The following is a 22219-nucleotide window of genomic DNA, read 5'->3' as shown; positions in this document are numbered from 1 at the left end:
TGTAGGATTCTAGATCCGGTTCGCGCGTACGATCGCGCCGAAGTGATGCGCGCTGGGTCGCGGGGCGCGGACGAAAGTGTCGCGATCGACCGCGGCCAGCCCGAAGGGCACCGAATAGCCCGACGTCCATTCGAAATTGTCGAGCAGCGACCAGTAGATATAGCTGTGGACGGCAATGCCTTCGTCGAGACAGGCGCGGACGCCGTCGAGCGCCGCATCGATGAAGGCCACGCGGCGCGCATCGTCGGCGACGGCGACCCCGCTTTCGGTGACATAGATGGGCTTGCCGATCGTCCGGTGCGCCCAGCGGATCGTATTCGCCAAGGCCTGCGGATAAAATTCATAACCCGACAGCGTCTTTTCGGCGTCCTTCGGGGGCGGCACCATGCCCTTTTCGTCGAAGACGAGCCGCGTGTAGCATTGCACCCCGAAGAAGTCGGCGTGGTCGCGGGCGACATCGATCCAGTTGCCGTAGAGCCGCCGCTCATAATCGGCGACGAGCGACGGCGCGCCCGCCGACTGGATATCCTGAGTCGTAAGCGTGATGCCGACCGGAAGTTCGGGCCGCGCTGCCTTGATCGCCGCATAGGCCCGACGATGCGCCTCCTGCATCAGCGGGGTCGTAACCGCAGGATCGGCGAAGGCGAGGCGCGAGAATTTGGGCGATCCGGTTGCGGCGACCGCGGCCGCCTGCGCCGCCCGTTGCAGCTCCGCACCGGCTTCCGACTGGGGGAACAGCGACACGAGCAGGCCGATATTGGCTTCGTTGAAGGTGGTGACGAGATGCATCAGCCCGCCGAGCCGCTCGGCGACCCTGGCGCAATAGCGCGCGAAGAGCTGCGGCGCGTCGGCGACCTCGAACCCGCCACGCTTCGCGAACCACAGCGGCACGGTGAAGTGGCTCAGCGTCACGACGGGGGCCAGCCCCCGCGCGCGGCAGGCAGTCAGCACCCGGGCATAATGGTCGAGTTCGGCGTTCGAGAAATGCCCCTCGCTCGGCTCGATTCGCGCCCATTCGATACCGAGCCGATAGCAGTTCAGCCCCAATTGCTGCGCGAGCGCGAAATCCTGATCGTAGCGGTGATAGCTGTCGCACGCGTCGCCCGACCGCTCCTTGAACAGCGTCGGTTCGATATTCTCGGCAAGCCAGGCGTCGCTGTTGGTGTTGTTCCCTTCGCTCTGATGCGCCGAGATAGCCGCGCCCCACAGAAAGCCCTTCGGCGCGGGCTTGCGCCGCGCCGACGCCGGGGCGTTGCCAAGCAGCACCGGCGCGGCGGCGGCGCCGACCGCCCCCTGGATCAGCGCACGGCGCGCAATGGCATCGCCCCCGCTCATGCCTCGATGTCGCGCTTGTAGGTTTCGGGCAGGAACAGGATGCCGACGACCGCGGTCACCGCCGCAATGATGACTGCATACCACAGCCCCTGATAGATATTGCCCGTCGCCGCGACCATCGCGAAGCCGATCGTCGGCATGAAGCCGCCGATCCAGCCGTTGCCGATGTGATAGGGCAGCGACAGCGAACTGTAACGGATGCGCGCCGGGAACAGCTCGACGAGCAGTGCGGCGAGCGGGCCATAGACCATCGTCGCGAGCAGTCCGAAGACGCAGAGGATCAGAATCACCTTCGTCTTGTTGACCTGCGCCGGATCGGCTTTGTCGGGATAGCCCGCCGCATCGAGCGCCGTTTTCGCCTCGCGCCCGAAGGCGGCGACCACCGCCGCCCGAGCATCCTTGTCGAGCCCCACCGGGTCGGCGACGGCGATCACGCGGTCGCCGACGCGCACCGACGCGGCGCTTCCCGCCGGCGCATCGCGGTTGGCATAGTTGATGCCGTTCTTTGCCAGATAGGATTTGGCGATGTCGCAACTCGATTGGTCAAAGCTGTTCTTGCCGATCGGGTCGAACTGGAACGAGCATTCGCCGGCATCGGCCACGACCGTGACCGGCGCGCGCTCGACCGCCGCGGCCATCGCAGGGTTCGCGGCGACAACGAGCGCCTTGTAGAGCGGAAAATAGACGAACACCGCGATCACGCAGGCGGTCATCATGATCGGTTTGCGGCCGATACGGTCACTGAGCCAGCCGAAGAAGACGAAACTTGGAATGATGATGAGGAGCGCCGTCGCGACCAGGAAATTGGCGGTCGCGCCGTCCACCCGCGCGATACGTTCGAGGTAGAAGAGCGGATAGAGGTGCGCGGCAAAGCCGATCACCGCCTGCCCCGCCACCGCCCCGAACAGCGCAATGAGCACGATCTTCAAATTGCGCCATTCGCCAAAGGCCTCTTTCAACGGCGCCTTCGACGTCGCGCCGGCCGCCTTCATCCGTTGGAACACCGGGCTTTCCTCAAGCTGCAGGCGTATCCACAGCGCGACCGACAGCAGCACGATCGAAAAGATGAAGGGAAGCCGCCAGCCCCAGGCGTTGAAGGTATCGGCATCCATGAACAATCGCAGCGACACGACAAAGGTCGACGCCAGGATCAGCCCGATCATCGCCGTCGTCTGGATGAAGCTGGTGTAGAGGCCGCGTTTTCCGGGCGGGGCATGTTCGGCGATATAGACGGCGGCGCCGCCATATTCGCCGCCGATCGCCAGTCCCTGCAGCAGACGCAGCAGCATCAGGATGATCGGTGCCGCGACCCCGATCGTATCATAGCCGGGCAGAAAGCCGACCGCGAAGGTCGACAGTCCCATGATCGCCATGGTGACGAGGAAGGTATTCTTGCGGCCGACGATGTCGCCGACGCGGCCGAACACGAGCGCGCCGAACGGCCGCACCGCAAACCCCGCAGCAAACGCCATCAGCGCAAGGATGAAGCCCGTCGTTTCGTTCACCCCCGAAAAGAAGTGATGCGAAAGCGCCGTGGCGAGCAGGCCATAGAGATAGAAGTCATACCATTCGAACACTGTCCCCAGCGACGAAGCAGCGATCACCAGCTTCTCATTCTGGCCCTTGCCCGCTTCGGGCGCGGCCTGGCTGTCGGTCGTCATATCCTTCTCCCTTCATCCCGGCAGCGACGGCGGGCTCTTGACCGGCCCGTCCGCCACGCCCCGGGGATTGTCAGCGTTGCACCGCCATCGTCGGCGCCGTGAAACCCGCATTCGCCAGTTCGCGCTCGGCCTGCGTGAAGCCATAGGCCGGCACGACCTCGCCGCGGCGATCGGTGATGCGGTCCCATTCCGAAACCACGCGCGCGGCCGCATCCTCGCCGCGGCCCACGAACAGCCCGTCGGTCAGCGTGACATGCGCGCTCGCGAAATGCCCGGCCCCCGCACAGAGGATGGCGCGCGTCGGCGCGGTATCGCCGACCAGCGCGAGCAGCCCGGGGCTCACCGCCTCGGGCGCCAGCCGCGCCAGCGCTTCCGGCGCGAGTACGCCGTCGGTCATCGCCGTCGCAGCGGTCGGCGCCAGACAATTGACCCGGATATTGTGCCGTTCGCCTTCGAGCGCGAGCGTCTGCATCAGGCCGACGAGTGCCATCTTGGCAGCGCCGTAATTGGCCTGGCCGAAATTGCCGTAGAGCCCCGACGAAGAGGTCGTCATCACGATGCGTCCGAAGCGTCGCTCGCGCATCTGGTCCCACACTGCCTTCGAACAGATGGCGGCGCCCATCAGATGGACGTCGATGACCAGACGGAAATCGTCGATGTCCATCTTCGCAAAGCTCTTGTCGCGCAGGATGCCGGCATTGTTGATCAATATGTCGATCCCGCCACATGCCGCGGTCACATCATCGACCATCGCCGCGACCTCAGCGGTGTCGGTAACCGAAGCGGGCGCCGCGATCGCTTGCCCGCCCGATGCGACGATCTCGCCCGTCACGGCTTCGGCGGCGGCGGCGTCGCGATCGTTGACGACAACGCGCGCGCCATGGCCTGCCAGCATCAGTGCGTGGGCGCGGCCCAGCCCGCCGCCCGCCCCGGTCACGATCGCTACCCGGTCCTGCAAGTCCTTCTTCATCGCCGCCCTCTCGCTTTCAAATCATAACTCACTTGTGAGTGAATTTACGCTGGTGCGCTGTCAGCCGCGGTAGACACGCAGCGCACGCTGGCTTTAACCCCTGTCCCGCTTTCGCTGCTCGCAAATTTCGCGGAAACCCGCCGCCATGAAGCGCGCCATCCGGTGCTTTACCGCTTCATAATCGTCCGACAGGCACAGGCCGTGCGACAATTTGTCGATACGCCCGGTCCGCGCGAGCGTGAGCATCAGCGCGCCGGTCACGAAGTGATAGCCCCAGAAAATATCTTCCTCGGCCGCGTCGGGCAGCGCCTTTTTCAATATGTCGATCAGCCGCAGGACCACGGGATCGAAATATTTGTCCATGAATTCCGCGCCTTCGGGGCTGTTCGACGCCTGCGCACCAAAGGCCCCGTAATTCTTCCACCCCTCGCCGCCCTGGATGTAGAGGTCGAGGTCTGTGTCGAGAAAGGCGTGCAGCGCACCTTCGACCGTCGGCTTGCCGGCGGCGGCGCGCTCATAATCGTCGAGCGCCTGCATCCGCCGATCGATCGTAACGACGGCGCGGCGCGCGAAAACGGCATCGAACAGCGTCTGCTTGTCGTCGAAATAATAGTTCAGCAGCGTGTGGTGCACGCCAACCTGCTTTGCGACATCCTTCAGCGTGACACCGTGAAAGCCATGCTTCGAAAACAGAAGTTCGGCGACGTCGAGAATCTGCTCCATCATTTCGGCGCGCTGTTCCGCCTTCGATGGCCGCTTTGCCGCAGTCTTTGCCTTCGACGCCAAATTCACTTCCTTCCGGGGCTTCGTTCAATCGGGTGCGACCGCGTGGGCCTACACCTGTCCATATTCCGCCCGCAATTGCATTTTGTCGATCTTGCCCGTCGGTGCGAGCGGCATCGCGGCCAGACGCACGACGGCATCGGGAACCCACCAGGATGCGACGCGGCCATCGAGCGAACCCAGCAGATCGGCATCGCTGATCGCATCGTCGCAGGTTTCGACGAGCAGGATCGGCCGCTCGCCCCATTTGGGATCGCTGCGTCCGATCACCGCGGCGAGCGACACTTGTGGCAGCCCCGCGACGATCGCCTCGATCTCGGCGGGATTGATCCACTCGCCGCCCGATTTGATCAGATCCTTGGCGCGCCCGGTAATGGTCAGATTGCCCCCGGCGTCGATCCGCGCGAGGTCGCCGGTGTCGAACCAGCCGTCGGCATCGGTCGCCGGCTCGCTCTGCCCGAAATAGCGTTCCACGACCGAACCGCCGCGCACGCGCAAATGCCCCTCGGCACCGCGCTGCTCGGCGAGCGCCCGTCCGTTACCGTCGGTGAGCAGCAGGTCGATGCCCATCGCGGGGCGCCCCGACAGATCCGGTCGCCGTGCCGGGTCGCCCGGCAGCGCCGCCGTCCCCAGCGGCGACAACTCCGTCATGCCCCAGCTCGTCTGCACCTCGACACCCAGCCGCCGTTCGATCCGGTCCATCAGCGCCGGCGGCATCGACGACCCGCCGACCAGGATACGCTCAAGCGTCGGCACCTCGCCGCCCTCGGCCTCCAGATGCTCGACTAGCCCCAGCCACACCGTCGGCACGCCGACCGCCGCGGTAACGCCTTCGGCCCGGATCAGCCGGGCAAGATGCGCGCCGTCGCTGTGCCGTCCGGGCAGCACCAGCTTGGCGCCGACGGCCGGTGCGGTGAAGGGAATTCCCCACGCATTGGCATGGAACATCGGCACGACGGGCATCACCGCATCGCGCGCGGTAATGCCGAGAACGTCGGCCTGAAGCTGGCGCATCGTGTGAAGATAGCAACCACGATGCGTGTAGGTGACGCCCTTTGGCGCGCCCGTGCTGCCCGATGTAAAGCACAGCCCCGACGGGGTATTCTCGTCGAAATCGCCCCACGGCACATCGGCGGCCGCGCCAATGATATGCGGTTCGAGCGCATCCTCCCCTTCGGCCTCGTCGAGCAAAAGAATGCGCGGCGGCGCGCCGAGGCCGCGCGTCGCATCGCGCGCCAGACCCAGAAGGTCGGCGCTCGCCAGCAGCACCGACGCTTCCGACTGGCGCAGCATCGACCCGAGCTGCGCCGGGGTCAGGCGCGGGTTGAGCGTGTGACAGATCGCGCCCATCCCCATGATGCCGTACCACGCCTCGACATGGCCCTGCGTATTCCAGGCCAGCGTCGCGACGCGCGCGCCCATTGCGATCCCGAGCGCCGCCAGCGCCGCTGAAACGCGCAGCGCACGGTCCCGCAGCACCGCATAGGCAATGCGCCGCACGCCGCCGTCCAGTCCCGCCGACACCACTTCGGCGCCGGGATGCCATTTCGCGGCATGGGAGAGGAATTTGTCGAGCGTCAGGGCATAGGACTGCATCGAACCGTCGATCATTGGCACCCCTCGGCCTTCGGCGACAACGGCGGCGCGATGATGCCGACGTTCCAGTTCCACGCTATATCGCCCGCCGCGCGGCGGCGGCAGACCACCGCCTCGTGCAGCGCCGCGGTGCCGGGGAAGAGATTGTGGCCAGCGCGCGGTGTATCCGCGAAATGCAGAAAGCCGCGATCGTCGGTATAGTCGGGCCAGTCCGGCCAACCCTTGGCCTGGGGCTTGCCGGTGGCGGCGAAGCTCGCCCAATAATCGCCCATCGCTTCGCTGAGCTTGCGCTCGGCCAGCGTGTCGGGAATTTTCGGCCACAGCGGCGGGGTCCGCGACGCGGTGCCGAATACATAGGGCAGTTCGGAGGCGTGAAAGGCGTGGAGATTCCACTCCTGGGTCGCGGGATAGCCATGATCGAAGAGATAGAAATAGGCTCCCTTCCCCGCCGCCGCCTGGTCGGAAACCAGCCGCTCGGCGGTCCAGCCGTACATCGCATCGCGCGTCGCCGCGAGCATGCTTTCGTCGATGTTCTTGGCCGGATAGCGCGCGAGGAACATGTCGGCGAACTCGCCATAGCCAGCGCGAACCGCCGCCTGATAAGCGGCCGCATCGGCCGGCGGCTTCGGCAAGAGAAAGCGCAGCGACCGGATTTCGCCGCTGTTGAAACCCGCCAATATCGGCACCGGCGCCTGTTCACCGCGATCGAAGCTGTCGACGAGCTGGCGCGGCACCGTCTTGCCGTCGATCGCCGGAAAGGGGAAATAGCCCGTCGTCGGCACCTTGTCGGCGATCGTCTCGGCAGGCAGCGCCCGCAGCGCCGCAAGATCGGTCGCCCCAAGCTTGGCGGCCAGATCACTCCCCTGCTCTTCGGCCGGAACCATGCCGTTGACCCGGTCGCGCAGTGCGGGTGCCGACACCATATAGGCGCTCTGTGCCACCGCCTTGGCGAACAGGCCGCGCGCAGCGGGTGCCGTCATCAGATACATCACGCTGAGCGCACCGGCCGATTCGCCCGCGACGGTGACATTCGCCGCATTGCCCCCGAAGGCGCCGATGTTGCGCTTCACCCATTGCAGCGCCGCAATCTGGTCGAGCAGGCCGTAATTGCCCGACACATGATCGGGCGCCTCGGCGCTGAGCGCCGGGTGCGCGAAATAGCCGAACATGCCGAGCCGGTAGTTGATCGTCACCACGACAATCCCGCGCCGCGCCAGCGCGCTGCCGTCATAAATCGGTTCGGCACCCGATCCCGCCATCAGCGATCCGCCGTGTATCCAAACGAACACCGGCGCATTTTTCGCATTTTCGGGCGCCCAGACGTTGAGCGACAGGCAATCCTCGCTCATCGCGGGCAAGCTTCCCGCATAGATATTCCCGGCGCGCGGCTTGGGCTGCATGCACGCGGCACCGAACTGACTTGCGTCACGCACCCCGTCCCAGTCCGCCGCCGCCACCGGGGGGCGCCAGCGGCGCTCCCCGACGGGGGCCTGGGCATAGGGAATGCCGCGGAATATGCGGACGTCGCGTTCCACTACGCCGCGCACGCTGCCCGCGGGGGCCGCGACCAGCGGATCGGCATCCGCCGCCGCCGCGATCGGGGCCGGGAGAAGAAGCGAGAGCGCGAGCGCGCAGATCCGCAAGCGGGGCATGATGTCTCTCCTGCTCCGGCCGATCAGAAGCGATAGTCCGCGCGAACGCCGACGGTGCGCGGGCGCATCCGGGCGTAGCGACCGTCGAGGAAGGCTTCGGGATGGACGTAGGTGATCGAACTGTCGTTGAAGAGATTTTCGACATAGGCGGTCAGCCCGAGCGCGCCGATCTTGACCCCCGCGTAAAGGTTCACGTTGGTCCAGGCCTCGGTATAATCGAAGGTCGGGCTGACCACATTGGGCTTGCCCGGCACGTTCGGGAACTGGTTGGGGAATGACCCCGCATGCGACACGTTCACCGCGCCGAAGCCGCTGTTGCTGCCGGCCATCTGGAAATCATAGCGCAGCGTTGCCGAGCCCTGGAAATGGGGCGAGGCCAGCCGGGTGCCGACTTCGGCGCCCGAAATGGCCGCCTCGACCGCCGTCAGCTTGGTAACCTTCGCCTCATTGAACGATCCGTTGACCGCGAGGCTGAGGCCCTGGATGGGCCGCGCCATGATCTCGAACTCCAGACCATAGCTTTCGGCGCCCCCGATATTGGTCGCGAACTGGATCGAATCCGACACGCGGTTCGCCTGGACCTGGATATTCTTCCAGTCGATATAGTAGGCGGCCAGATTGGCGGTCAGATCGCCGCCCAGCCACCGGCCCTTTAGTCCGGCCTCATAGTTGGTCACGCTGTCCGAACGGGCGCCGCTGGGGATGACGATATCATTGGGGTCGATCGTGCTCACCAGCCCAGCGCGCGCATTGACCACCGGGGTGCGGAAGCCGGTCGACACCGTGACATAGGTCGTCAGATCCTCGCTCGGCTTCCACGACGCGCTCGCCTTCCACGACAGGCGGTCGTCCGAAACCTTCAGCCCCTCGGCATAGGGGATCGAGGTGATCGCGAGCGGCGGCACATAAAAGCCGCACGCCGCCGGGAAGGACAGGCAATAGGCGATGGTCAGGTAATTGCTATTGTAGCCGCCGCCGCGGGTGAAGCTTTGCACCTGCGTATTGCCGTAGCGCAGCCCGCCGGTGATCCAGAATTTGTCGCTGAACTTGTAGGTCAGCTCGCCGAAGCCCGCGACCTCGTTCTGGTCGGTATAGCTGTTGAAGCGCTGATAATATTCGTCCGGCAGCCCGACGATATTCTTCGCTGCTAGATATTCGGGGCTCGACCGGTAGGCGAAATCGACGCTCCGGCGCTTGTCATAATAGAAGAAGCCCGCAACCCACTGGAACGGCCCGTCGCCGCGCGAGACGAGCCGCGTTTCCTGAACGAACAGATCGTCATAACCATAGGCGTCGAGCGCGAAGGGGAAGGCCTGCGCATAGGTGCCGGCCAGGTCGACATAGAAGGACGCATCATAGGTCGACAGCGTCGTCGAACTGATCAGCTCGGCGAAATCAAACTCGTAATTGACCGTGAGATTATAGTTGGTGAGCTTGCCCTGAAACAGGTCGGGCCGGTCCGAATTGCGCACGAACTTGCCAAGCGTTGGGTTGATCAGGCCCGAATCGGCGGGCTTGCTGTTCTCATAGGAAATGAGCAGCTTCACCTTCATCCGGTCGCTCGGCCGCATCAGCAGGATCGCGCGGCCGCCATAGGCTTCAAGGCTGTTCGAATCCTTGATCCCGGTGCCGATATTGTCGACCCAGCCGTCTTCGTTGCGATAATAGCCGGTGATGCGAAGACCCATTTCGTCCTGCATGATCGGCACGTTGACCATCGCATTATAGCGCTGGCGCAGCGAACTCGATCCCGTCAGCCCCAGATCGACGCTCGCCGATGCGGCAAACGCGTTGAGGTCGGGGCTCTTCGTAATGATCCGCATCGCACCCGCCAGCGAGTTCGATCCGAACAGCGTCCCCTGCGGCCCGCGCAGAAACTCGACGCGCTCGACGTCGTAGAGATTGGGATCGAGGATGGTCGAATTGCCGTTCGCCGAGATCGGCAGTTCGTCGACATATATGGCAACCGCACTCTGCAGCCCCGCCGAATAGCCGTTGGTGTTGATGCCGCGGGCAGTGAAATTGTTGAAATTCTGCGTCGGACGGTTGACGACGATGCCGGGCGTATTCTGCGCGATACCTTCATAACCGACGATGCCCAGATCGTCGAGCTCGCGCTGGCCGAACGCCGTGACGCTGAGCGGCACGTCTTGCAGACGTTCGCTACGGCGCGTCGCGGTGACGATGATATCTTCGCTGGGCCGCGCGCCGTCCCGTGCCGCCTCGTCGGCGGGCGGCGGCGCGTCGGACGACTGGGCCTGGGCAGCAACGGGTAGCGCGAACAGGGCGACCGCCGAAGCGGACACGAGCAACGGTGCCTTCATGAAACCTCTCCCTCCTGGACGACCTTATCGAAGCCGTCTCTGCCCCGGATTTATGACCGCGGCCCGCTTCGATGTCAACACTCACTCACATGTGCGTGAATAAATGAAATGCCGCACGGGTGAAGCGGGCGAGCGCCGTTGCGATGCCTGGATATCTCGAACGGGGTAGGAAGCGAACGTTGCCACTTTCCCTAACCGCTCACCCTGAGCTTGTCGAAGGGTGGCCTGTGAACACCCTTCGACAAGCTCAGGGTGAGCGGAAATGTGGCGCCGCATAGTCCTCGCTTCTCGTCATGCTGAACTTGTTTCAGCATCCTTGGACGGAGCTTTCGTCCGGCGCAGCGCAAAAGGAAATGGCGGACCATGGATCCTGAAACAAGTTCAGGATGACGATGCTGTGAATGTCGCGCTTCGGTCGTTTCCGGTGGGAGCGAAAATGTCGTAGCCGAACGCCAGCGGCAATGTCGCACCATAAAGAGCAACGGAAAATGGCGCGCCCGGCAGGATTCGAACCTGCGACCACCCGCTTAGAAGGCGGGTGCTCTATCCAGCTGAGCTACGGGCGCGTGCACCAAGGCTGTGGATCGCGCGAATAGCGTGGTTTGCGAGGGCTGCAAAGCCGGTTAAGCAATGCGTCGATGACCGAGTCTCCGCCGCCCGCCCATCCCGTGCACGTCCGCGCCGCCAGCGTGCACCAGTTCCGCTATTATGATCTGGTGATGGCGGCCTTTGTCGCGATCCTGCTGCTCAGCAACATCATCGGGGCATCGAAACCGAGCTATGTCACCCTGCCCTGGGGCACCGAATGGGCCTTTGGCGCGGGCGTGCTCTTCTTTCCGATCAGCTATATCATCGGCGACGTCCTGACCGAGGTTTATGGCTATGCGCGGGCGCGCCGGGTGATCTGGACCGGGTTCGCCGCGCTCGTCTTCATGGCGTTCATGGCATGGGTCGTCGTCGCGCTGCCGCCGGCGCGCGACTGGCCGGGGCAAGCGGCCTATGAATTCGTGTTCGGCAACAGCTGGCGCATCGTCATCGCCTCGATGACCGCCTTCTGGGTCGGCGAATTCGCCAACAGCTATGTCCTCGCGCGCATGAAGCTGTGGACCGGGGGCCGGCATCTGTGGATGCGCACCATCGGTTCGACGATCGTCGGCCAGGGGCTCGACAGCCTGATCTTCTACCCGCTCGCCTTTTACGGACTCGCCGGCTGGCCGCCCGAGCAGCTTTATCAGGTCGTGCTGTCGCAATGGTTCATCAAGACCGCCTGGGAGGCGGCGCTGACCCCCGTCACCTATCTGGTGGTCGGCACGCTCAAGCGCCGCGAGGGCGTCGACGTGTTTGACGAGGGAACCGATTTTACCCCCTTCCGCGCCAAGGTCTGATCCGCGTGACGCTGACCCTGCTCGCCGCGCTGTTCGAGGAGCACAAGCTGTCGATCGTCGCCTCGGTCGGGCTCGGCAAGGACGCGCTGCATATCTATTTCGGGCTGGCGCTGTTTCTGGCGGTGCGGCTGATCTGGCGGCGGCGCGGTGGCGGACTGATCGCCTGGGTTGCGGTACTTGTCATGGCGTGCGGCGGCGAATGGCTCGACCTTCAGGCCGAGATCGGCCGCTCGGCGATCCAGCCCGACGCCGCGCACTGGCACGATATCTGGAACACGATGTTCTGGCCGACGGTGCTGTTGATCGTCGGACGCTGGCTGGGGCCGCGCGCCGATGCGCCAGCGCCGGCGGCTATATCAGGCGAGAACGCCGAGCGCAGCTTCGAACAGGCGTAGCCCATCGGTGCCACCATGCGCGCGGTCGATCGCGCGTTCGGGATGCGGCATCATGCCGAGGACATTGCCCGCATCGTTGAGCACGCCTGCGATGGCGCGTGCCGAGCCGTTGACGCTGTCGGCATAGCGAAAGGCCACGCGCCCCTCGCCCTCGATACGGTCGAGCGTGTCGGCGTCGGCGAAATAATTGCCGTCATGATGGGCGACCGGAATATGGATTGTCTCGTCCGCGCGATAGGCGGCGGTGAACAGCGACTGGCTGTTGGCGACAGTCAGCGGCACCGTGCGGCAGACGAAATTGAGGCCCGCGTTGCGCATCAGCGCGCCCGGCAGCAACTGCGCCTCGGTCAGCACCTGAAAGCCGTTACACACGCCCAGCACCGGCACGCCGCGCGTCGCAGCGTCGGCGACGGCGCGCAGGATCGGCGACCGCGCCGCCATCGCGCCCGAGCGCAGATAATCGCCATAGGAGAAGCCGCCAGGCAGCGCGATGAAATCGGTGCCGTCCGGAAGCGCCGTCTCGCGGTGCCAAACCATCGCGGGCTTGACGCCGGTCACGGTTTCGAGCGCGACGGCCATGTCGCGATCGCAGTTGGAGCCGGGAAAGACGATTACGGCGGTCTTCATGAGCAAGGCTCCTTCGCGGTGGTCAGGCGCGTTCGATGCGGTAGTTTTCGATCACCGTGTTGGCGAGCAGCTTTGCGCACATCGCGTCGAGATCGGCATCGCTGGTGCCGTCGGCGACGTCGAGTTCGATGAAGCGGCCGGCGCGCACATCGGCCACGCCGCCGAAGCCCAGCCCTTCGAGCGCATGATGGATCGCCTTGCCCTGCGGGTCGAGCACCCCGGGCTTGAGCGTCACATAGACATTCACTTTCATGGGCGCGTACCTTCATGTTTCGGCCGGGCGGGTTCGGGCCGGGGAGGATGGGCGCGCCTATGCCCGCGAATCGCCGCGCGGGCAAGGGGCCAGCGCGGCAAATCGGCCGCATCAGGGAAATGCGAACCGCTCGCAACTTTCCTGTTGCGAATCCCTCGCACTATCCCTAGATCAGCCTTGTTGAGAAGGATTCGCACATGGTCGTCTGTGTCTGCAACGCAATAAGGGAACGCGATTTGCGCGACGTCGCAAAGGACGGCCAGTTGCGCTGCGCCAAGGCCGCCTATGCGCAACTGGGTCGCAAACCCAAATGCGGTCAATGCCTGCCTTTCGCTCGCAATATCATCAGCGACATCACGGCGACCGCCTGAATTTTTCCAAGATTTCCGCCACTTTTCAGCTTGGCTTGAACGGGTCGGGGGGCCTATAATCCTGTCTTCTCACCCCACCCGACAAGGACAGGACGGACAATGAAGGGCGACCCCAAGGTCATCGATTTTCTCAACGAAGCGCTCAAGAACGAGCTGACGGCGATCAACCAATATTGGCTGCACTATCGCATGCTCGACAATTGGGGCGTCGCGCGTCTTGCGCATTTCGAGCGCGAGGAATCGATCGACGAGATGAAGCACGCCGACAAGCTGGCCGACCGCATCCTCTTTCTGGGCGGCCTGCCCAATTTCCAGCTGCTCGGACGGCTGCGCGTCGGCGAAACGGTCGAAGAGATCCTCAAGGCCGACCTCGCGCTCGAGGAAGAAGCGATCCCGCTGCTCAAGGACGCGATCGCGCATAGCGAAAGCGTGCGCGACTATGTCAGCCGCGATCTGTTCGCCGACATTCTGGAAAGCGAAGAGCATCATGTCGACGAGCTGGAGAAGCAGTTCGAGATGATCGAGCGCATGGGAATGGAAAATTACGTCCAGCTCCAGTCGAAGCCCGCCGGCGACGACTGACGCCGGAACGACAAAAATCCACGGATTTTTTGGGGGCGCCTGCGGGCGCCTCATTTTTTGCTTGTTTTTGCGAATGATTATCAATAGCTCTGTTTACGCAGTCCCCTCCTGCCGGCTGCTGCGGCCCTGCGGCAGCCGGCATCTTTTTCGGAGGGACCGGGCTGCATGCCGATGCGCCGCGGATTTGGGCCATCGATGGGAGGAATGATGGAAGCCAGCACGCTTGTCCGCCGCCTGACCGAACAGCCGTTCGTACGCGAACTGCCGGTCGATGCGGCGCAGGCGGTCCTCGCGCTGCGCTATTGCGTGCTGTGCCATCGCAGCGAGCGCGACCCGATGCCCGAACTCGAACGGCGCTGGGGCAACATCCTCGCGGCGCGCCGCTACCGTCTCGTCGTGGAGGCGATCGTTCATTGCTGGCCCGACCCCTTCGCGGTCGCCCCGCCCTGCTGCCCGCGCGCCAGCTTCGACGAAGCGTTGCTCGCGGCGCTGGTCGGTGCCGCCGGTCGCGACGACCGCGCGGCGTTCGACTGGCTTAGCGCCGAATTGCTGGGCGGCGACGCGCGCGAAATGCTGTTCGTCGCGCTCGGCAATTTCCTCCGCGCCGGGGCGCCGCGCCGCGCGCCGAATGCCTAAGATTCGCCAACAAAAAGAGCCCGGCACAGCGGCCGGGCCCGAGGAGTGTTTCGCGGTTTCGGCTTATTCGGCGGGAACCGGCTTGCGCGCGGTGATCATGCCTTCGACCTTCGTTCCGTCCGCACGGACCGGGTCATGCGCGACGTCGCTGTCGTCGAATACCTTGGTCCAGGCCGCAAATTCGAGGCACACGCCGTCGGGGTCGAAGAAATAGACCGAACGGACGAACACATCATCGTTCATCTCGTCCGACGATTGCGTCGGCGAATTGTCGTGGTTCAGGATCTTGGTGACCTTGACGCCCTTTTCGACGAGGCGGTCGTAATATTCATCGAAGCGCTCGGCGGGCACGTTGATCGCGATATGGTTCATCGATCCGTGCGCCGACATGAAATTGCCCTGCGTCGGCAGCGCTTCGGGCGCCGAGATTCCCGGCACCGCTTCGGGCGCACCGTCGAACCAGAAAAAGGCCAGGCTGTCGCCATTGCCGATATCGAAGAAGAAATGCTGGCCGCGATTGCCGGGAAGGTCGATCGTCTTGGTCAGCGGCATGCCCAGAATGTCGCGGTAGAATTCCACCGTCCTGGCCATGTCCTTGCACACGAGCGCGAGGTGGTTGACCCCGCAAAATTCGAATTCCTTGTTCGCTTCTGCCATCGTCCGTCTCCTTTGCGTCTCAGTTCGGATTGGCGCTGGGGCGGGCCTTCATGCCCTGGTACCAGCGCAGGATATTCCTGTTGTCGGGGTCGAGCGGTTGACCGACGCTCGCGCCGAAATCGAGGAAAGCGAAGAGCATGATGTCGGCGAGCGTCAGGCGGTCGCCGGCGATGAACGCGCGATCGGCGATCAGCGGATCGAGCCATTTGAGCCCGTCCTGTGCCATCGCCTTCAGCCCCGCCGCGGCTTCGGGCAGACAGCGCATGCGCGGTTCGAACAGCGGCAGTCCCTCCGCAAAGCGAAAGCCGTTGGTCAGTGGTTCGCAAATCTTGAGGTCGACGCGCCGCGTCCACATCCGCGTCGCCGCGCGCTCCTCGGCCGTCGTGCCGATCAGCGCCGGATCGGGGAAGCGCTCCTCCAGATATTCGCAGATCGCAGTAATCTCGGTCAGTACCGTTCCGTCGTCGAGCTCGAGCGCCGGGGTCTGCCCCGCCGGGTTCACGCTGCTGTTATATGGGGGGCGCCGGTTTTCACCGCCGCGCAGGTCAACCTCGACCTCGGGCAGGCTGATCCCCTTTTCCGCCATGAACAGTTTCACGACACGGGGATTGGGGCCGACGCTATTATAGAATTTCATGGCCATCCTCTCAGTATCCTTCTAGCAGCTTCCGGCATAACCGTCAACTTAATTGACGGTTATGCCGGAGCGCGGCCAACGGACGCGGTAGAGCGTCCCGGTGGTCGACGCGGTGATATAGGCGTCGCGCCGATCGGCGCCGCCAAACGCAATGTTGGTCACGCCGATATCGGGGAGCGGTAGAAACTCCGACCCGCCGCCATCAGGATCGAAGATGGTGATGCCGCCTTCGACCATCGTGCCGACACAGATGCGGCCGCCTTCCTCGATCGCAAGGCTGTCGAGCAGGCGGAAGGCGGGCGGCGTACCGACGAACCGCCCCGGCGCCCACGGCGGCGGCGGCGCGAGCTGGCCCGGTGCCACCACCTCCATCGCCCAGACGCGCGCGGTCATGGTCTCGCTGACGTAGAGCGTCCCGCCGTCGGGGGAGAGGCCGATGCCGTTCGGACCGATCATCTCGGCGCGCTGGCGCGTGATCGAGGAGCCGTCGGTGCTGGCATAGTAGATGGCGCCATGATCGCGGCCGCTGCCGCGCACCTGACCATGGTCGGTGAACCAGAAGCCGCCATCGCGGTCGAAGACGATGTCGTTCGGCCCCTTCAGCCGCTCGCCCTCGAAACTGTCGTAGAGCGTCGTCGCCGCCCCGCTGGCGAGGTCGACCCGCTGGATCGAGCCGCAGGCGGCGTCGTGCGCGGCATGACCCGGAAAGAGCAGCGGCCCCGCCCGGGTCCACTGGAACCCGCCATTGTTGCAGACATAGGCAGCACCATCGGGGCCGATCGCCACGCCATTGGGTCCGCCGCCCAGCTCGGCCACGATCGACAGGCTTCCGTCCGGGGCGACGCGGGTCAGCGTGCCGCGGGCAATCTCGACGAGCAGCACCGACCCGTCGGGCATCGGCACCGGCCCTTCGGGAAAGCGCAGGCCGGTGGCGACGACCTCGGGCGCGCCGAAGTCGCTCATTCGGGTTTCGACCGCGGCGCGCTCAGGAAGTCGGCGGCATCGAAGCCTTCGGGGGCCGCGACCTCGACGATCGGATCTTCGCGCGCGTCGAACTCCATGCGCAGCGCGCGGGTGATGACCGCGTGCATGTCATAGAGGCAGGTGATGTAGGTGAATTCGAAAATCTGCTCGTCGTTCCAGAAGGTCTTGAGCTTGTCGAACACCGCCGTCGGGACGCGGCCGTTCGCCTGGCTGAGGCAATCGGCATAGGCGAGGACGGCGCGTTCCTGATCGTTATAGCAGTCGGCGACCTGCCAATGGGCGATCGATGCGATCTTCTCTTCGCTGACCCCCAGACCGCGCAGTGACTTGCAATGCTGCGAAAAGACGAACTGGCTGCCCTTCACCCAGCCCGCGCGCGTCTGCCCAAGCTCGCGCAGCACCGGGTCGATCGAACGCGCCGGATTGCGATAGACCGCGAAACCGTCGACCGCATGTTTGAAGATGTCGGGCGACAGCGCATAGACGGTCCACCAATCGCCCGGCGTGCCGGTCGCGGTACCGGGTTCGGCCACCGGGTCGCGGTCGCCGAACAGGCGCTGATAATAAGCGAGAACGATCTCGTCGGTCACTTCGGACCGCGGAACCTGGCGCAAGACGGGCATGAAACGGACTCCTCAGGCGTTGGCAAATTTGCGGAATTCGGCGACGTGCGCGCTGTCGAAATATTCGTCGAGGCGCGTGATCCGGCCGTTTTCTACCTCGCAGATGATGGCGCACGGCAGGCGCACCGGGCCGTCGTCGTGAACGCGGCGCCCCTTCAGCACATGCTGCTGGACAAAACCCCCCGGAAAGGTGGTCAGGCGGCGGTCGGCATATTCGCGGTCCTTGATGCGCGCGACCATCCCGGTCAGCGTCTGCGCCGTCTGCGCCGGGGTCACGATCAGTTCGTCGGTATTGTGCCATATCTCGGCATCGGGCGTGAAACTGTTCTGCATCGTTTCGATATCGCCCTGCTCGATCGCGTCGAAGAAGCGCGTCGCCATGGCGCGAATGTCGTCCTGTTCGTTCATCAGTCTCTCCTCAAATCCGCGCGCCGAACATGCGGCCGCCATTGGCCGCGATCAGCCCGTCGATATCGTCGCCCTTGTAATCCGGATCGGCGGATTCGCCGAAGGCTGTCAGCATGTCGCGCGTCACCAGTTCGGCCATCGCCTTCCATTCGGGGTGGGTGAAAATCCAATAGTCGCCATTCTCGATCGCCTGGACGACGCGCGCGCCGATCTTTGCCGGGTCCATTCCGCCCGCAAGCACGCCCTGCATGGCCTGGCTGGTCGCGGCCGCCCGGCCCACCTCGACCTGCGCCGGGCGCAGATCGCGCGTCGTTTCGACAATGCGCGTCGCCGACATCCCCGGCATCAGGACCGAAATATCGACGCAGGTGCCCGCAAGCTCGTTGCGCAGCGCCATCGCGATGCCGAGCGTCGCATATTTCGAACTGATATAGGCGACCGAGATCGGCGGCGGCACGATCGCAACCATCGACGATGTGATGACGAGGTGGCTCGCCTCGCCCGATGCCTTCATCGCACCGAGGAAGGTGCGGCAGGCATAAAGATGCGCATGGGCATTGACGGCATAGTTCCAGCGCCAGACGTCGGTGTCATAATCCTCGAACGGCCCCGAACCGCCGCCCACACCGGCATTGCTGAACAGGATGCGTATCGGGCCGAAGGCCTGCGCGGCGGCACCGGCATCGGCCCAGCTTGCCTCGTCGGTCACGTCGAGCTGCAACCCGATCGCCTCGGCCCCCGCGGCGCGCAGGCTTTCCGCCGCCGCTTCCGCCCCCGCTCCGTCGATATCGGCGAGGACCAGCCGCGCGCCCCTGTCCGCCAGCGCCCGCGCCGTCGCGAGACCAAGCCCGCTGGCGCCGCCGGTGACGAACGCCGTCTTGCCTGCAACATCGGTCATTCGGCGAAATCCTGATCGAGGTGGCGCGTCATCGCGAACTGGGCCAGCCCTGCGGCGACGGCAAAGGGAAGGATGGCAAGCAAGGCCCAGCGCAAGCTTTCATCACCATAGGCCGGTTTGAGGTAATCGCTCACCACGCCGATGAACAGCGGACCGAGGCCGAGGCCGACGATGTTGAACATCAGCATCAGCACCGCCGCGGCCGTCGCGCGGCTGCGCGGCGGGGTCAGATTCTGCACCAGCGCCAGCGCCGGGGCGACATAGGCGGTGCAGGCCGCCATCGGGATCAGCAACAGCGCAAGCGACACTTGCCAGCTATCGACGAGGAGCGCCGCGGCGAAGCTCGGGATCAGGACGGCGGTGGCCAAAGCGGGAATCGATCCATAGGCGCGCGGCGATCGCTTCGCGACGTGGCTGACCAGCCAGCCGCCGCCGAGGATGCCGATCCCGAAGGTAATGCCGGCGGCGGGCGCGAACCAGGTCGCCATCGCATCGAGCGGCATGCCCTGGGTGCGCATCAGGAAGGCCGGGATCCAGTTGAGCATGCCATAGCTGACGAAGGCGGCAAGGCCGCTGCCGACCATCACCATGCGCAGCGACCGGCGGCGCACGAACATCGCAAGGCTCTGCCGAAAGGGCAGCGCTTCGTCGGCCGTCTGCTGCTTGTCCATGGCGCCGCGCGCGGGTTCGCGGACCAGCCAGATCAAGAGCGGCGCAACAAGGATACCGACGACGCCGATGACCAGGAAGGCATTGCGCCAGCCTATGTTGGCCGCCGCCCAGGCGCCGAAGGCGGCGCCGACGAACACGCCGAACGGACCGTTCAGCGTGAACAGGCCGATCGCCAGCGGCCGGCGATCGGGCGGGTAATAATCGGCGATCACCGACAGCGACGGGGCGGTGCCCCCCGCCTCGCCCGCGCCGACGCCGAAGCGCATCAGCGCCAGTTGCCAGAAGTTCGACACCATGCCGCACGCGGCGGTGAAGCCGCTCCACACCACGCAGGCGATACCGATCAGCTTCACCCGGTTCCACCGGTCGGCGATCATCGCGACCGGGACGCCCATCGCCGCATAGAAGAGCGCGAAGGCAAGGCCGGTGAGCAAGCCGAACTGCGTATCGCTGAACTGCATATCGGCGCGGATCGGTTCGACGAGCACCGACAGCAGCTGGCGGTCGACGAAGTTGATCGTGCCGACCAGGAACAGCATCGCGAGCGCAAAATTGCGGCGGACGGCGATCGAACGGTCGGCCGGCGCGGCGCCCGCATCAAGGGCGGTGGCTTGCGTCATGGCTCTCCCCAAACATGTGATTCTTGTCGGGTCAAAATACTTAGGTATTTAAGTTTATCTGTCAATGTGCTTTACGGTAAGGCGACATCGAACGGGAGAGAGCAATGGATATCAAGGGTAAAACCGCCATCGTTACCGGCGCCGCGAGCGGCATCGGCCGCGCCACCGCCGTCGCGCTTGCCGAGCGCGGCGCCGCCGCGATCGCACTTGTCGACGTCAACGAAATCGACCTGCGCGAAACGGCGGGTCGCGTCGAGGCGGCGGGCGCGCGAGCGACGGTCCACCGCCTCGACCTGTCCGACATCGCCGCGACCGAAGCCTGGTTCGCGGCGCATGGCGACGTCGACATTCTCCACAACAATGCCGGGGTCGTATCGGGACTGCCGCAATTTCCCGACGTCGACGCGGCGCGCATCCGCTGGATCATCGACGTCAATGTGACCTCGCTGATCGCCGCGACGCAGATCGCCGTGCAGGCGATGCGCCGCCGCGGCGGCGGGGTGATCGTCAACACCGTGTCGACCGTCGCGCTCGGCACCGGATTTTACGATACGATGTATGCGACGACCAAAGCGGCGGTGATGATGTTCACCCGCTGCTGCGCGCCGCTGAAGGCCGAATGCAACGTCCGCGTCGCGGGGATGCTGCCGGGCCTTGTCGATACACCGATCCTCGACACCACGGGCGCGGGCGGCAAATCGGAGTGGATGGAGCAAGTGCTGGCCAATAATGAAGCCTGCGAACCCAGGGATATCGCCGGCGGCGTCATCGCGCTGATCGAGGATGACGGTTTGGCCGGGGGCGACTGGCTCGCGGTGCGGCGGCTCGCCGGAAAGATCGAATATCAGTGGGGTCATGCCGATACCGTCTGATCCACGCTCGTCATTGCGGGCGAAGCCGCGTCGCTTCGCTCTTCGCAATGGCGCAGGAGGTCAGCGCGTCGGCGCGGCGAGCATATTCTTGCCGAACAGGTTCGACCATTGCTCCTCGGTCAGCACGGGCCGCGCGCTCGCAAGGTTGGCGGCATTCTTGACGTCGGTTCCGGCAATCACCGCCGGCCGCTCGCCCACGCGCGCGAACCAGTCGGCAACGGCAGGATAATCGTCGAGCGTCAGCCCGATCAGCTGCACCGCGCGCGCCCAGGGCCAGGCCGCCATGTCGGCGATGCTATATTCCTCGGCCAGATAGTCTGCCTCGGACAGGCGTCCGTTCAGAACGTGCAGCAGGCGAACTGTCTCGTTCCGGTAGCGCTCGGTCGGGTAGGTCTGGCCTTCGGGTGCGTAGCGGATGAAATGATGCGCCTGCCCCTGCATCGGCCCGAAGCTGGCCATCTGCCACATCAGCCATTGCTGCGCCTGGCTGCGACGGCGCGGATTTCCGGGCAGGAACTTGCCGCTCTTTTCGGCAAGATAAAGCAGGATCGCGCCGCTTTCGAAGACAGGCAGCGGCGCCCCGCCGCCGATCGGTTCATGGTCGACGATCGCGGGCAGGCGTCCGTTGGGGTTGATGCGCCGAAAGTCGGGGGTGAGATGATCGCCCGCGAGCACATCCATCTTGAGCAGGCGGTGCGGCAAGCCCGTCTCTTCAAGCATGATCGAAACCTTGTGCCCGTTGGGCGTGGGGGTGAAATAAACCTCGATCATGCAATTCCTCTTTCGGCAAAACGGGCGCGGGCGGCGGCAAATGCGGCGTCGAAGGCAGGCTTCCCCGCCGGGTAGCCCGCAACGGTGAGCGTGACACCTGCGATCCGCCATCGCCCGTCGCGAATCAGATGGTGGGTGTAATGACCGACAAGGTCGCCCATCAGCGCGGCGCCATCGACGGTAATGAAGTGCGCCGCATCGACGATTCCCGTCACCACGGCGCGATCGCCCTCGATCTCGGCGCGCACATTGTGCAGCCGGTGCGCGGTAGCGTCGAAACCCTCGAGCGCGCGGCAGCGGCGCGTCCATTCATCGGCATCGATCGTCGCGACGATCGACCCGATCGCGCCATAGTCGATCGCGATCCGGTCGGCGAACAGCGCTCGATACGCGCCCCAGTCGCGCGCATCGAGCTCGGTGGCATAAGCGGTCACGACCGCCACCGCCGCTTCCCGGTCAAGGAAAGCGTCGATAGCGGTCGCGTCGGTCGGCATTCTAGTGGGACTG

General features: G+C 64.9%; 24 protein-coding genes and 1 tRNA gene. 6 read left to right on the top strand and 19 right to left on the bottom strand.

Features of this window, described 5'->3' with window-relative positions:
* Positions 1 to 9: 9 nt before the first annotated feature.
* The 8 genes from L0963_RS02165 to L0963_RS02130 form a co-directional block, all read right to left on the bottom strand.
* Complete coding sequence (locus L0963_RS02165; RefSeq protein ID WP_062900786.1) at positions 10 to 1335, bottom strand: glycoside hydrolase family 1 protein; 1326 nt, start codon at positions 1333 to 1335, stop codon at positions 10 to 12.
* Positions 1332 to 2996 (bottom strand): MFS transporter, encoded by a 1665-nt coding sequence (locus L0963_RS02160; RefSeq protein WP_062900787.1) that lies wholly within the window; start codon positions 2994 to 2996, stop codon positions 1332 to 1334. The genes L0963_RS02165 and L0963_RS02160 overlap by 4 nt, the downstream gene beginning before the upstream one ends.
* Positions 2997 to 3066: 70 nt before the next feature.
* Positions 3067 to 3966, bottom strand: a complete 900-nt coding sequence (locus L0963_RS02155) for an SDR family NAD(P)-dependent oxidoreductase (protein ID WP_062900788.1) — start codon at positions 3964 to 3966, stop codon at positions 3067 to 3069.
* Positions 3967 to 4059: 93 nt separating this feature from the next.
* Positions 4060 to 4758, bottom strand: a complete 699-nt coding sequence (locus tag L0963_RS02150) for a TetR/AcrR family transcriptional regulator (protein ID WP_234178523.1) — start codon at positions 4756 to 4758, stop codon at positions 4060 to 4062.
* Between the two features lie 42 nt (positions 4759 to 4800).
* The gene (locus L0963_RS02145; RefSeq protein ID WP_062902985.1) at positions 4801 to 6360 is read right to left on the bottom strand and encodes an AMP-binding protein; all 1560 of its coding nucleotides are present in this window, start codon (positions 6358 to 6360) and stop codon (positions 4801 to 4803) included.
* Positions 6357 to 7997, bottom strand: a complete 1641-nt coding sequence (locus L0963_RS02140) for a carboxylesterase/lipase family protein (RefSeq protein ID WP_062900789.1) — start codon at positions 7995 to 7997, stop codon at positions 6357 to 6359. The genes L0963_RS02145 and L0963_RS02140 overlap by 4 nt, the downstream gene beginning before the upstream one ends.
* A gap of 23 nt (positions 7998 to 8020) precedes the next feature.
* Complete coding sequence (locus L0963_RS02135) at positions 8021 to 10321, bottom strand: TonB-dependent receptor (RefSeq protein ID WP_062900790.1); 2301 nt, start codon at positions 10319 to 10321, stop codon at positions 8021 to 8023.
* A 489-nt stretch (positions 10322 to 10810) separates the two neighbouring features.
* Positions 10811 to 10887 (bottom strand) — tRNA-Arg (locus L0963_RS02130).
* Positions 10888 to 10959: 72 nt separating this feature from the next.
* Here L0963_RS02130 and L0963_RS02125 point away from each other — a divergent pair.
* Together L0963_RS02125 and L0963_RS02120 are read left to right on the top strand one after the other, a co-directional pair.
* A complete protein-coding gene (locus tag L0963_RS02125) occupies positions 10960 to 11706 on the top strand; it encodes a queuosine precursor transporter (RefSeq protein WP_062901866.1) in 747 nt (248 codons plus the stop codon).
* A 5-nt stretch (positions 11707 to 11711) separates the two neighbouring features.
* On the top strand, positions 11712 to 12101 hold the full coding sequence (locus L0963_RS02120; protein WP_062901865.1) for a hypothetical protein: 390 nt from the start codon (positions 11712 to 11714) through the stop codon (positions 12099 to 12101).
* Here the strand turns inward: L0963_RS02120 and purQ are convergent.
* Both purQ and purS read right to left on the bottom strand, forming a co-directional pair.
* Complete coding sequence (purQ, locus tag L0963_RS02115) at positions 12063 to 12728, bottom strand: phosphoribosylformylglycinamidine synthase subunit PurQ (RefSeq protein ID WP_186402960.1); 666 nt, start codon at positions 12726 to 12728, stop codon at positions 12063 to 12065. The two genes, L0963_RS02120 and purQ, sit on opposite strands and share 39 nt — an antisense overlap.
* 22 nt (positions 12729 to 12750) lie before the next feature.
* Positions 12751 to 12981, bottom strand: coding sequence for a phosphoribosylformylglycinamidine synthase subunit PurS (gene purS / locus L0963_RS02110; RefSeq protein WP_058812514.1), 231 nt, complete (start codon positions 12979 to 12981; stop codon positions 12751 to 12753).
* A 197-nt stretch (positions 12982 to 13178) separates the two neighbouring features.
* Here purS and L0963_RS02105 point away from each other — a divergent pair, with 197 nt between their 5' ends.
* The 3 genes from L0963_RS02105 to L0963_RS02095 all read left to right on the top strand — a co-directional run bounded on the left by L0963_RS02105 (position 13179) and on the right by L0963_RS02095 (position 14570).
* A complete protein-coding gene (locus tag L0963_RS02105; RefSeq protein WP_003049527.1) occupies positions 13179 to 13352 on the top strand; it encodes a (2Fe-2S)-binding protein in 174 nt (57 codons plus the stop codon).
* A gap of 99 nt (positions 13353 to 13451) precedes the next feature.
* A complete protein-coding gene (bfr, locus tag L0963_RS02100; RefSeq protein ID WP_003049525.1) occupies positions 13452 to 13934 on the top strand; it encodes a bacterioferritin in 483 nt (160 codons plus the stop codon).
* A gap of 207 nt (positions 13935 to 14141) precedes the next feature.
* The gene (locus L0963_RS02095) at positions 14142 to 14570 is read left to right on the top strand and encodes an addiction module antidote protein (protein WP_234178521.1); all 429 of its coding nucleotides are present in this window, start codon (positions 14142 to 14144) and stop codon (positions 14568 to 14570) included.
* Positions 14571 to 14633: 63 nt separating this feature from the next.
* Here L0963_RS02095 and L0963_RS02090 read toward each other — a convergent pair whose 3' ends face one another.
* Genes L0963_RS02090 through L0963_RS02060 form a run of 7 tightly spaced genes read right to left on the bottom strand, consistent with a single transcriptional unit; the run spans position 14634 to position 20069 of the window.
* Positions 14634 to 15227 carry a VOC family protein gene (locus tag L0963_RS02090; RefSeq protein ID WP_058812516.1) on the bottom strand — a complete coding sequence of 198 codons (594 nt, stop codon included), beginning with the start codon at positions 15225 to 15227 and terminating at the stop codon, positions 14634 to 14636.
* Between the two features lie 19 nt (positions 15228 to 15246).
* Entirely contained in the window at positions 15247 to 15870 is a 624-nt protein-coding gene (locus tag L0963_RS02085; protein WP_234178519.1) for a glutathione S-transferase family protein, read from the bottom strand.
* Between the two features lie 42 nt (positions 15871 to 15912).
* Positions 15913 to 16827: an SMP-30/gluconolactonase/LRE family protein gene (locus tag L0963_RS02080; RefSeq protein ID WP_062901861.1), complete on the bottom strand. Its 915-nt coding sequence runs from the start codon at positions 16825 to 16827 to the stop codon at positions 15913 to 15915.
* A complete protein-coding gene (locus L0963_RS02075; RefSeq protein ID WP_058812518.1) occupies positions 16824 to 17471 on the bottom strand; it encodes a carboxymuconolactone decarboxylase family protein in 648 nt (215 codons plus the stop codon). The genes L0963_RS02080 and L0963_RS02075 overlap by 4 nt, the downstream gene beginning before the upstream one ends.
* 12 nt (positions 17472 to 17483) lie before the next feature.
* On the bottom strand, positions 17484 to 17879 hold the full coding sequence (locus L0963_RS02070; RefSeq protein ID WP_058812519.1) for a nuclear transport factor 2 family protein: 396 nt from the start codon (positions 17877 to 17879) through the stop codon (positions 17484 to 17486).
* A gap of 10 nt (positions 17880 to 17889) precedes the next feature.
* Positions 17890 to 18777 (bottom strand): SDR family NAD(P)-dependent oxidoreductase, encoded by an 888-nt coding sequence (locus L0963_RS02065; protein ID WP_234178516.1) that lies wholly within the window; start codon positions 18775 to 18777, stop codon positions 17890 to 17892.
* A complete protein-coding gene (locus L0963_RS02060) occupies positions 18774 to 20069 on the bottom strand; it encodes a spinster family MFS transporter (protein WP_186402959.1) in 1296 nt (431 codons plus the stop codon). Before L0963_RS02060 ends, L0963_RS02065 begins: the two co-directional genes overlap by 4 nt.
* A gap of 104 nt (positions 20070 to 20173) precedes the next feature.
* Here L0963_RS02060 and L0963_RS02055 point away from each other — a divergent pair, with 104 nt between their 5' ends.
* Positions 20174 to 20941, top strand: a complete 768-nt coding sequence (locus tag L0963_RS02055) for an SDR family NAD(P)-dependent oxidoreductase (RefSeq protein WP_062901858.1) — start codon at positions 20174 to 20176, stop codon at positions 20939 to 20941.
* 60 nt (positions 20942 to 21001) lie between these two features.
* On the opposite strand, the gene L0963_RS02050 is transcribed toward L0963_RS02055, so the two are convergent.
* Both L0963_RS02050 and L0963_RS02045 read right to left on the bottom strand, forming a co-directional pair.
* A complete protein-coding gene (locus L0963_RS02050) occupies positions 21002 to 21712 on the bottom strand; it encodes a glutathione S-transferase N-terminal domain-containing protein (protein ID WP_186402958.1) in 711 nt (236 codons plus the stop codon).
* A complete protein-coding gene (locus L0963_RS02045; protein ID WP_186402957.1) occupies positions 21709 to 22206 on the bottom strand; it encodes a nuclear transport factor 2 family protein in 498 nt (165 codons plus the stop codon). The genes L0963_RS02050 and L0963_RS02045 overlap by 4 nt, the downstream gene beginning before the upstream one ends.
* Between the last annotated feature and the right edge of the window lie 13 nt (positions 22207 to 22219).

Origin of the sequence: Sphingopyxis sp. NFH-91, from assembly GCF_021401285.1 — a bacterium.
Lineage (GTDB): Bacteria > Pseudomonadota > Alphaproteobacteria > Sphingomonadales > Sphingomonadaceae > Sphingopyxis > Sphingopyxis terrae_A.
This window is presented reverse-complemented; position numbering and strand designations above follow the sequence as displayed.

Coding starts and splice junctions, on each gene's coding strand:
- L0963_RS02045 (WP_186402957.1), bottom strand. CDS start 22,206: ATGCCGACCGACGCGACCGCTATCGACGCTTTCCTTGACCGGGAAGCG.
- L0963_RS02065 (WP_234178516.1), bottom strand. CDS start 18,777: ATGACCGATGTTGCAGGCAAGACGGCGTTCGTCACCGGCGGCGCCAGC.
- L0963_RS02160 (WP_062900787.1), bottom strand. CDS start 2,996: ATGACGACCGACAGCCAGGCCGCGCCCGAAGCGGGCAAGGGCCAGAAT.
- L0963_RS02050 (WP_186402958.1), bottom strand. CDS start 21,712: ATGATCGAGGTTTATTTCACCCCCACGCCCAACGGGCACAAGGTTTCG.
- L0963_RS02070 (WP_058812519.1), bottom strand. CDS start 17,879: ATGAACGAACAGGACGACATTCGCGCCATGGCGACGCGCTTCTTCGAC.
- L0963_RS02085 (WP_234178519.1), bottom strand. CDS start 15,870: ATGGCCATGAAATTCTATAATAGCGTCGGCCCCAATCCCCGTGTCGTG.
- L0963_RS02125 (WP_062901866.1), top strand. CDS start 10,960: ATGACCGAGTCTCCGCCGCCCGCCCATCCCGTGCACGTCCGCGCCGCC.
- L0963_RS02090 (WP_058812516.1), bottom strand. CDS start 15,227: ATGGCAGAAGCGAACAAGGAATTCGAATTTTGCGGGGTCAACCACCTC.
- L0963_RS02145 (WP_062902985.1), bottom strand. CDS start 6,360: ATGATCGACGGTTCGATGCAGTCCTATGCCCTGACGCTCGACAAATTC.
- purS (WP_058812514.1), bottom strand. CDS start 12,981: ATGAAAGTGAATGTCTATGTGACGCTCAAGCCCGGGGTGCTCGACCCG.
- L0963_RS02140 (WP_062900789.1), bottom strand. CDS start 7,997: ATGCCCCGCTTGCGGATCTGCGCGCTCGCGCTCTCGCTTCTTCTCCCG.
- L0963_RS02095 (WP_234178521.1), top strand. CDS start 14,142: ATGGAAGCCAGCACGCTTGTCCGCCGCCTGACCGAACAGCCGTTCGTA.
- L0963_RS02080 (WP_062901861.1), bottom strand. CDS start 16,827: ATGAGCGACTTCGGCGCGCCCGAGGTCGTCGCCACCGGCCTGCGCTTT.
- L0963_RS02135 (WP_062900790.1), bottom strand. CDS start 10,321: ATGAAGGCACCGTTGCTCGTGTCCGCTTCGGCGGTCGCCCTGTTCGCG.
- L0963_RS02155 (WP_062900788.1), bottom strand. CDS start 3,966: ATGAAGAAGGACTTGCAGGACCGGGTAGCGATCGTGACCGGGGCGGGC.
- purQ (WP_186402960.1), bottom strand. CDS start 12,728: ATGAAGACCGCCGTAATCGTCTTTCCCGGCTCCAACTGCGATCGCGAC.
- L0963_RS02105 (WP_003049527.1), top strand. CDS start 13,179: ATGGTCGTCTGTGTCTGCAACGCAATAAGGGAACGCGATTTGCGCGAC.
- L0963_RS02165 (WP_062900786.1), bottom strand. CDS start 1,335: ATGAGCGGGGGCGATGCCATTGCGCGCCGTGCGCTGATCCAGGGGGCG.
- L0963_RS02075 (WP_058812518.1), bottom strand. CDS start 17,471: ATGCCCGTCTTGCGCCAGGTTCCGCGGTCCGAAGTGACCGACGAGATC.
- L0963_RS02055 (WP_062901858.1), top strand. CDS start 20,174: ATGGATATCAAGGGTAAAACCGCCATCGTTACCGGCGCCGCGAGCGGC.
- L0963_RS02060 (WP_186402959.1), bottom strand. CDS start 20,069: ATGACGCAAGCCACCGCCCTTGATGCGGGCGCCGCGCCGGCCGACCGT.
- bfr (WP_003049525.1), top strand. CDS start 13,452: ATGAAGGGCGACCCCAAGGTCATCGATTTTCTCAACGAAGCGCTCAAG.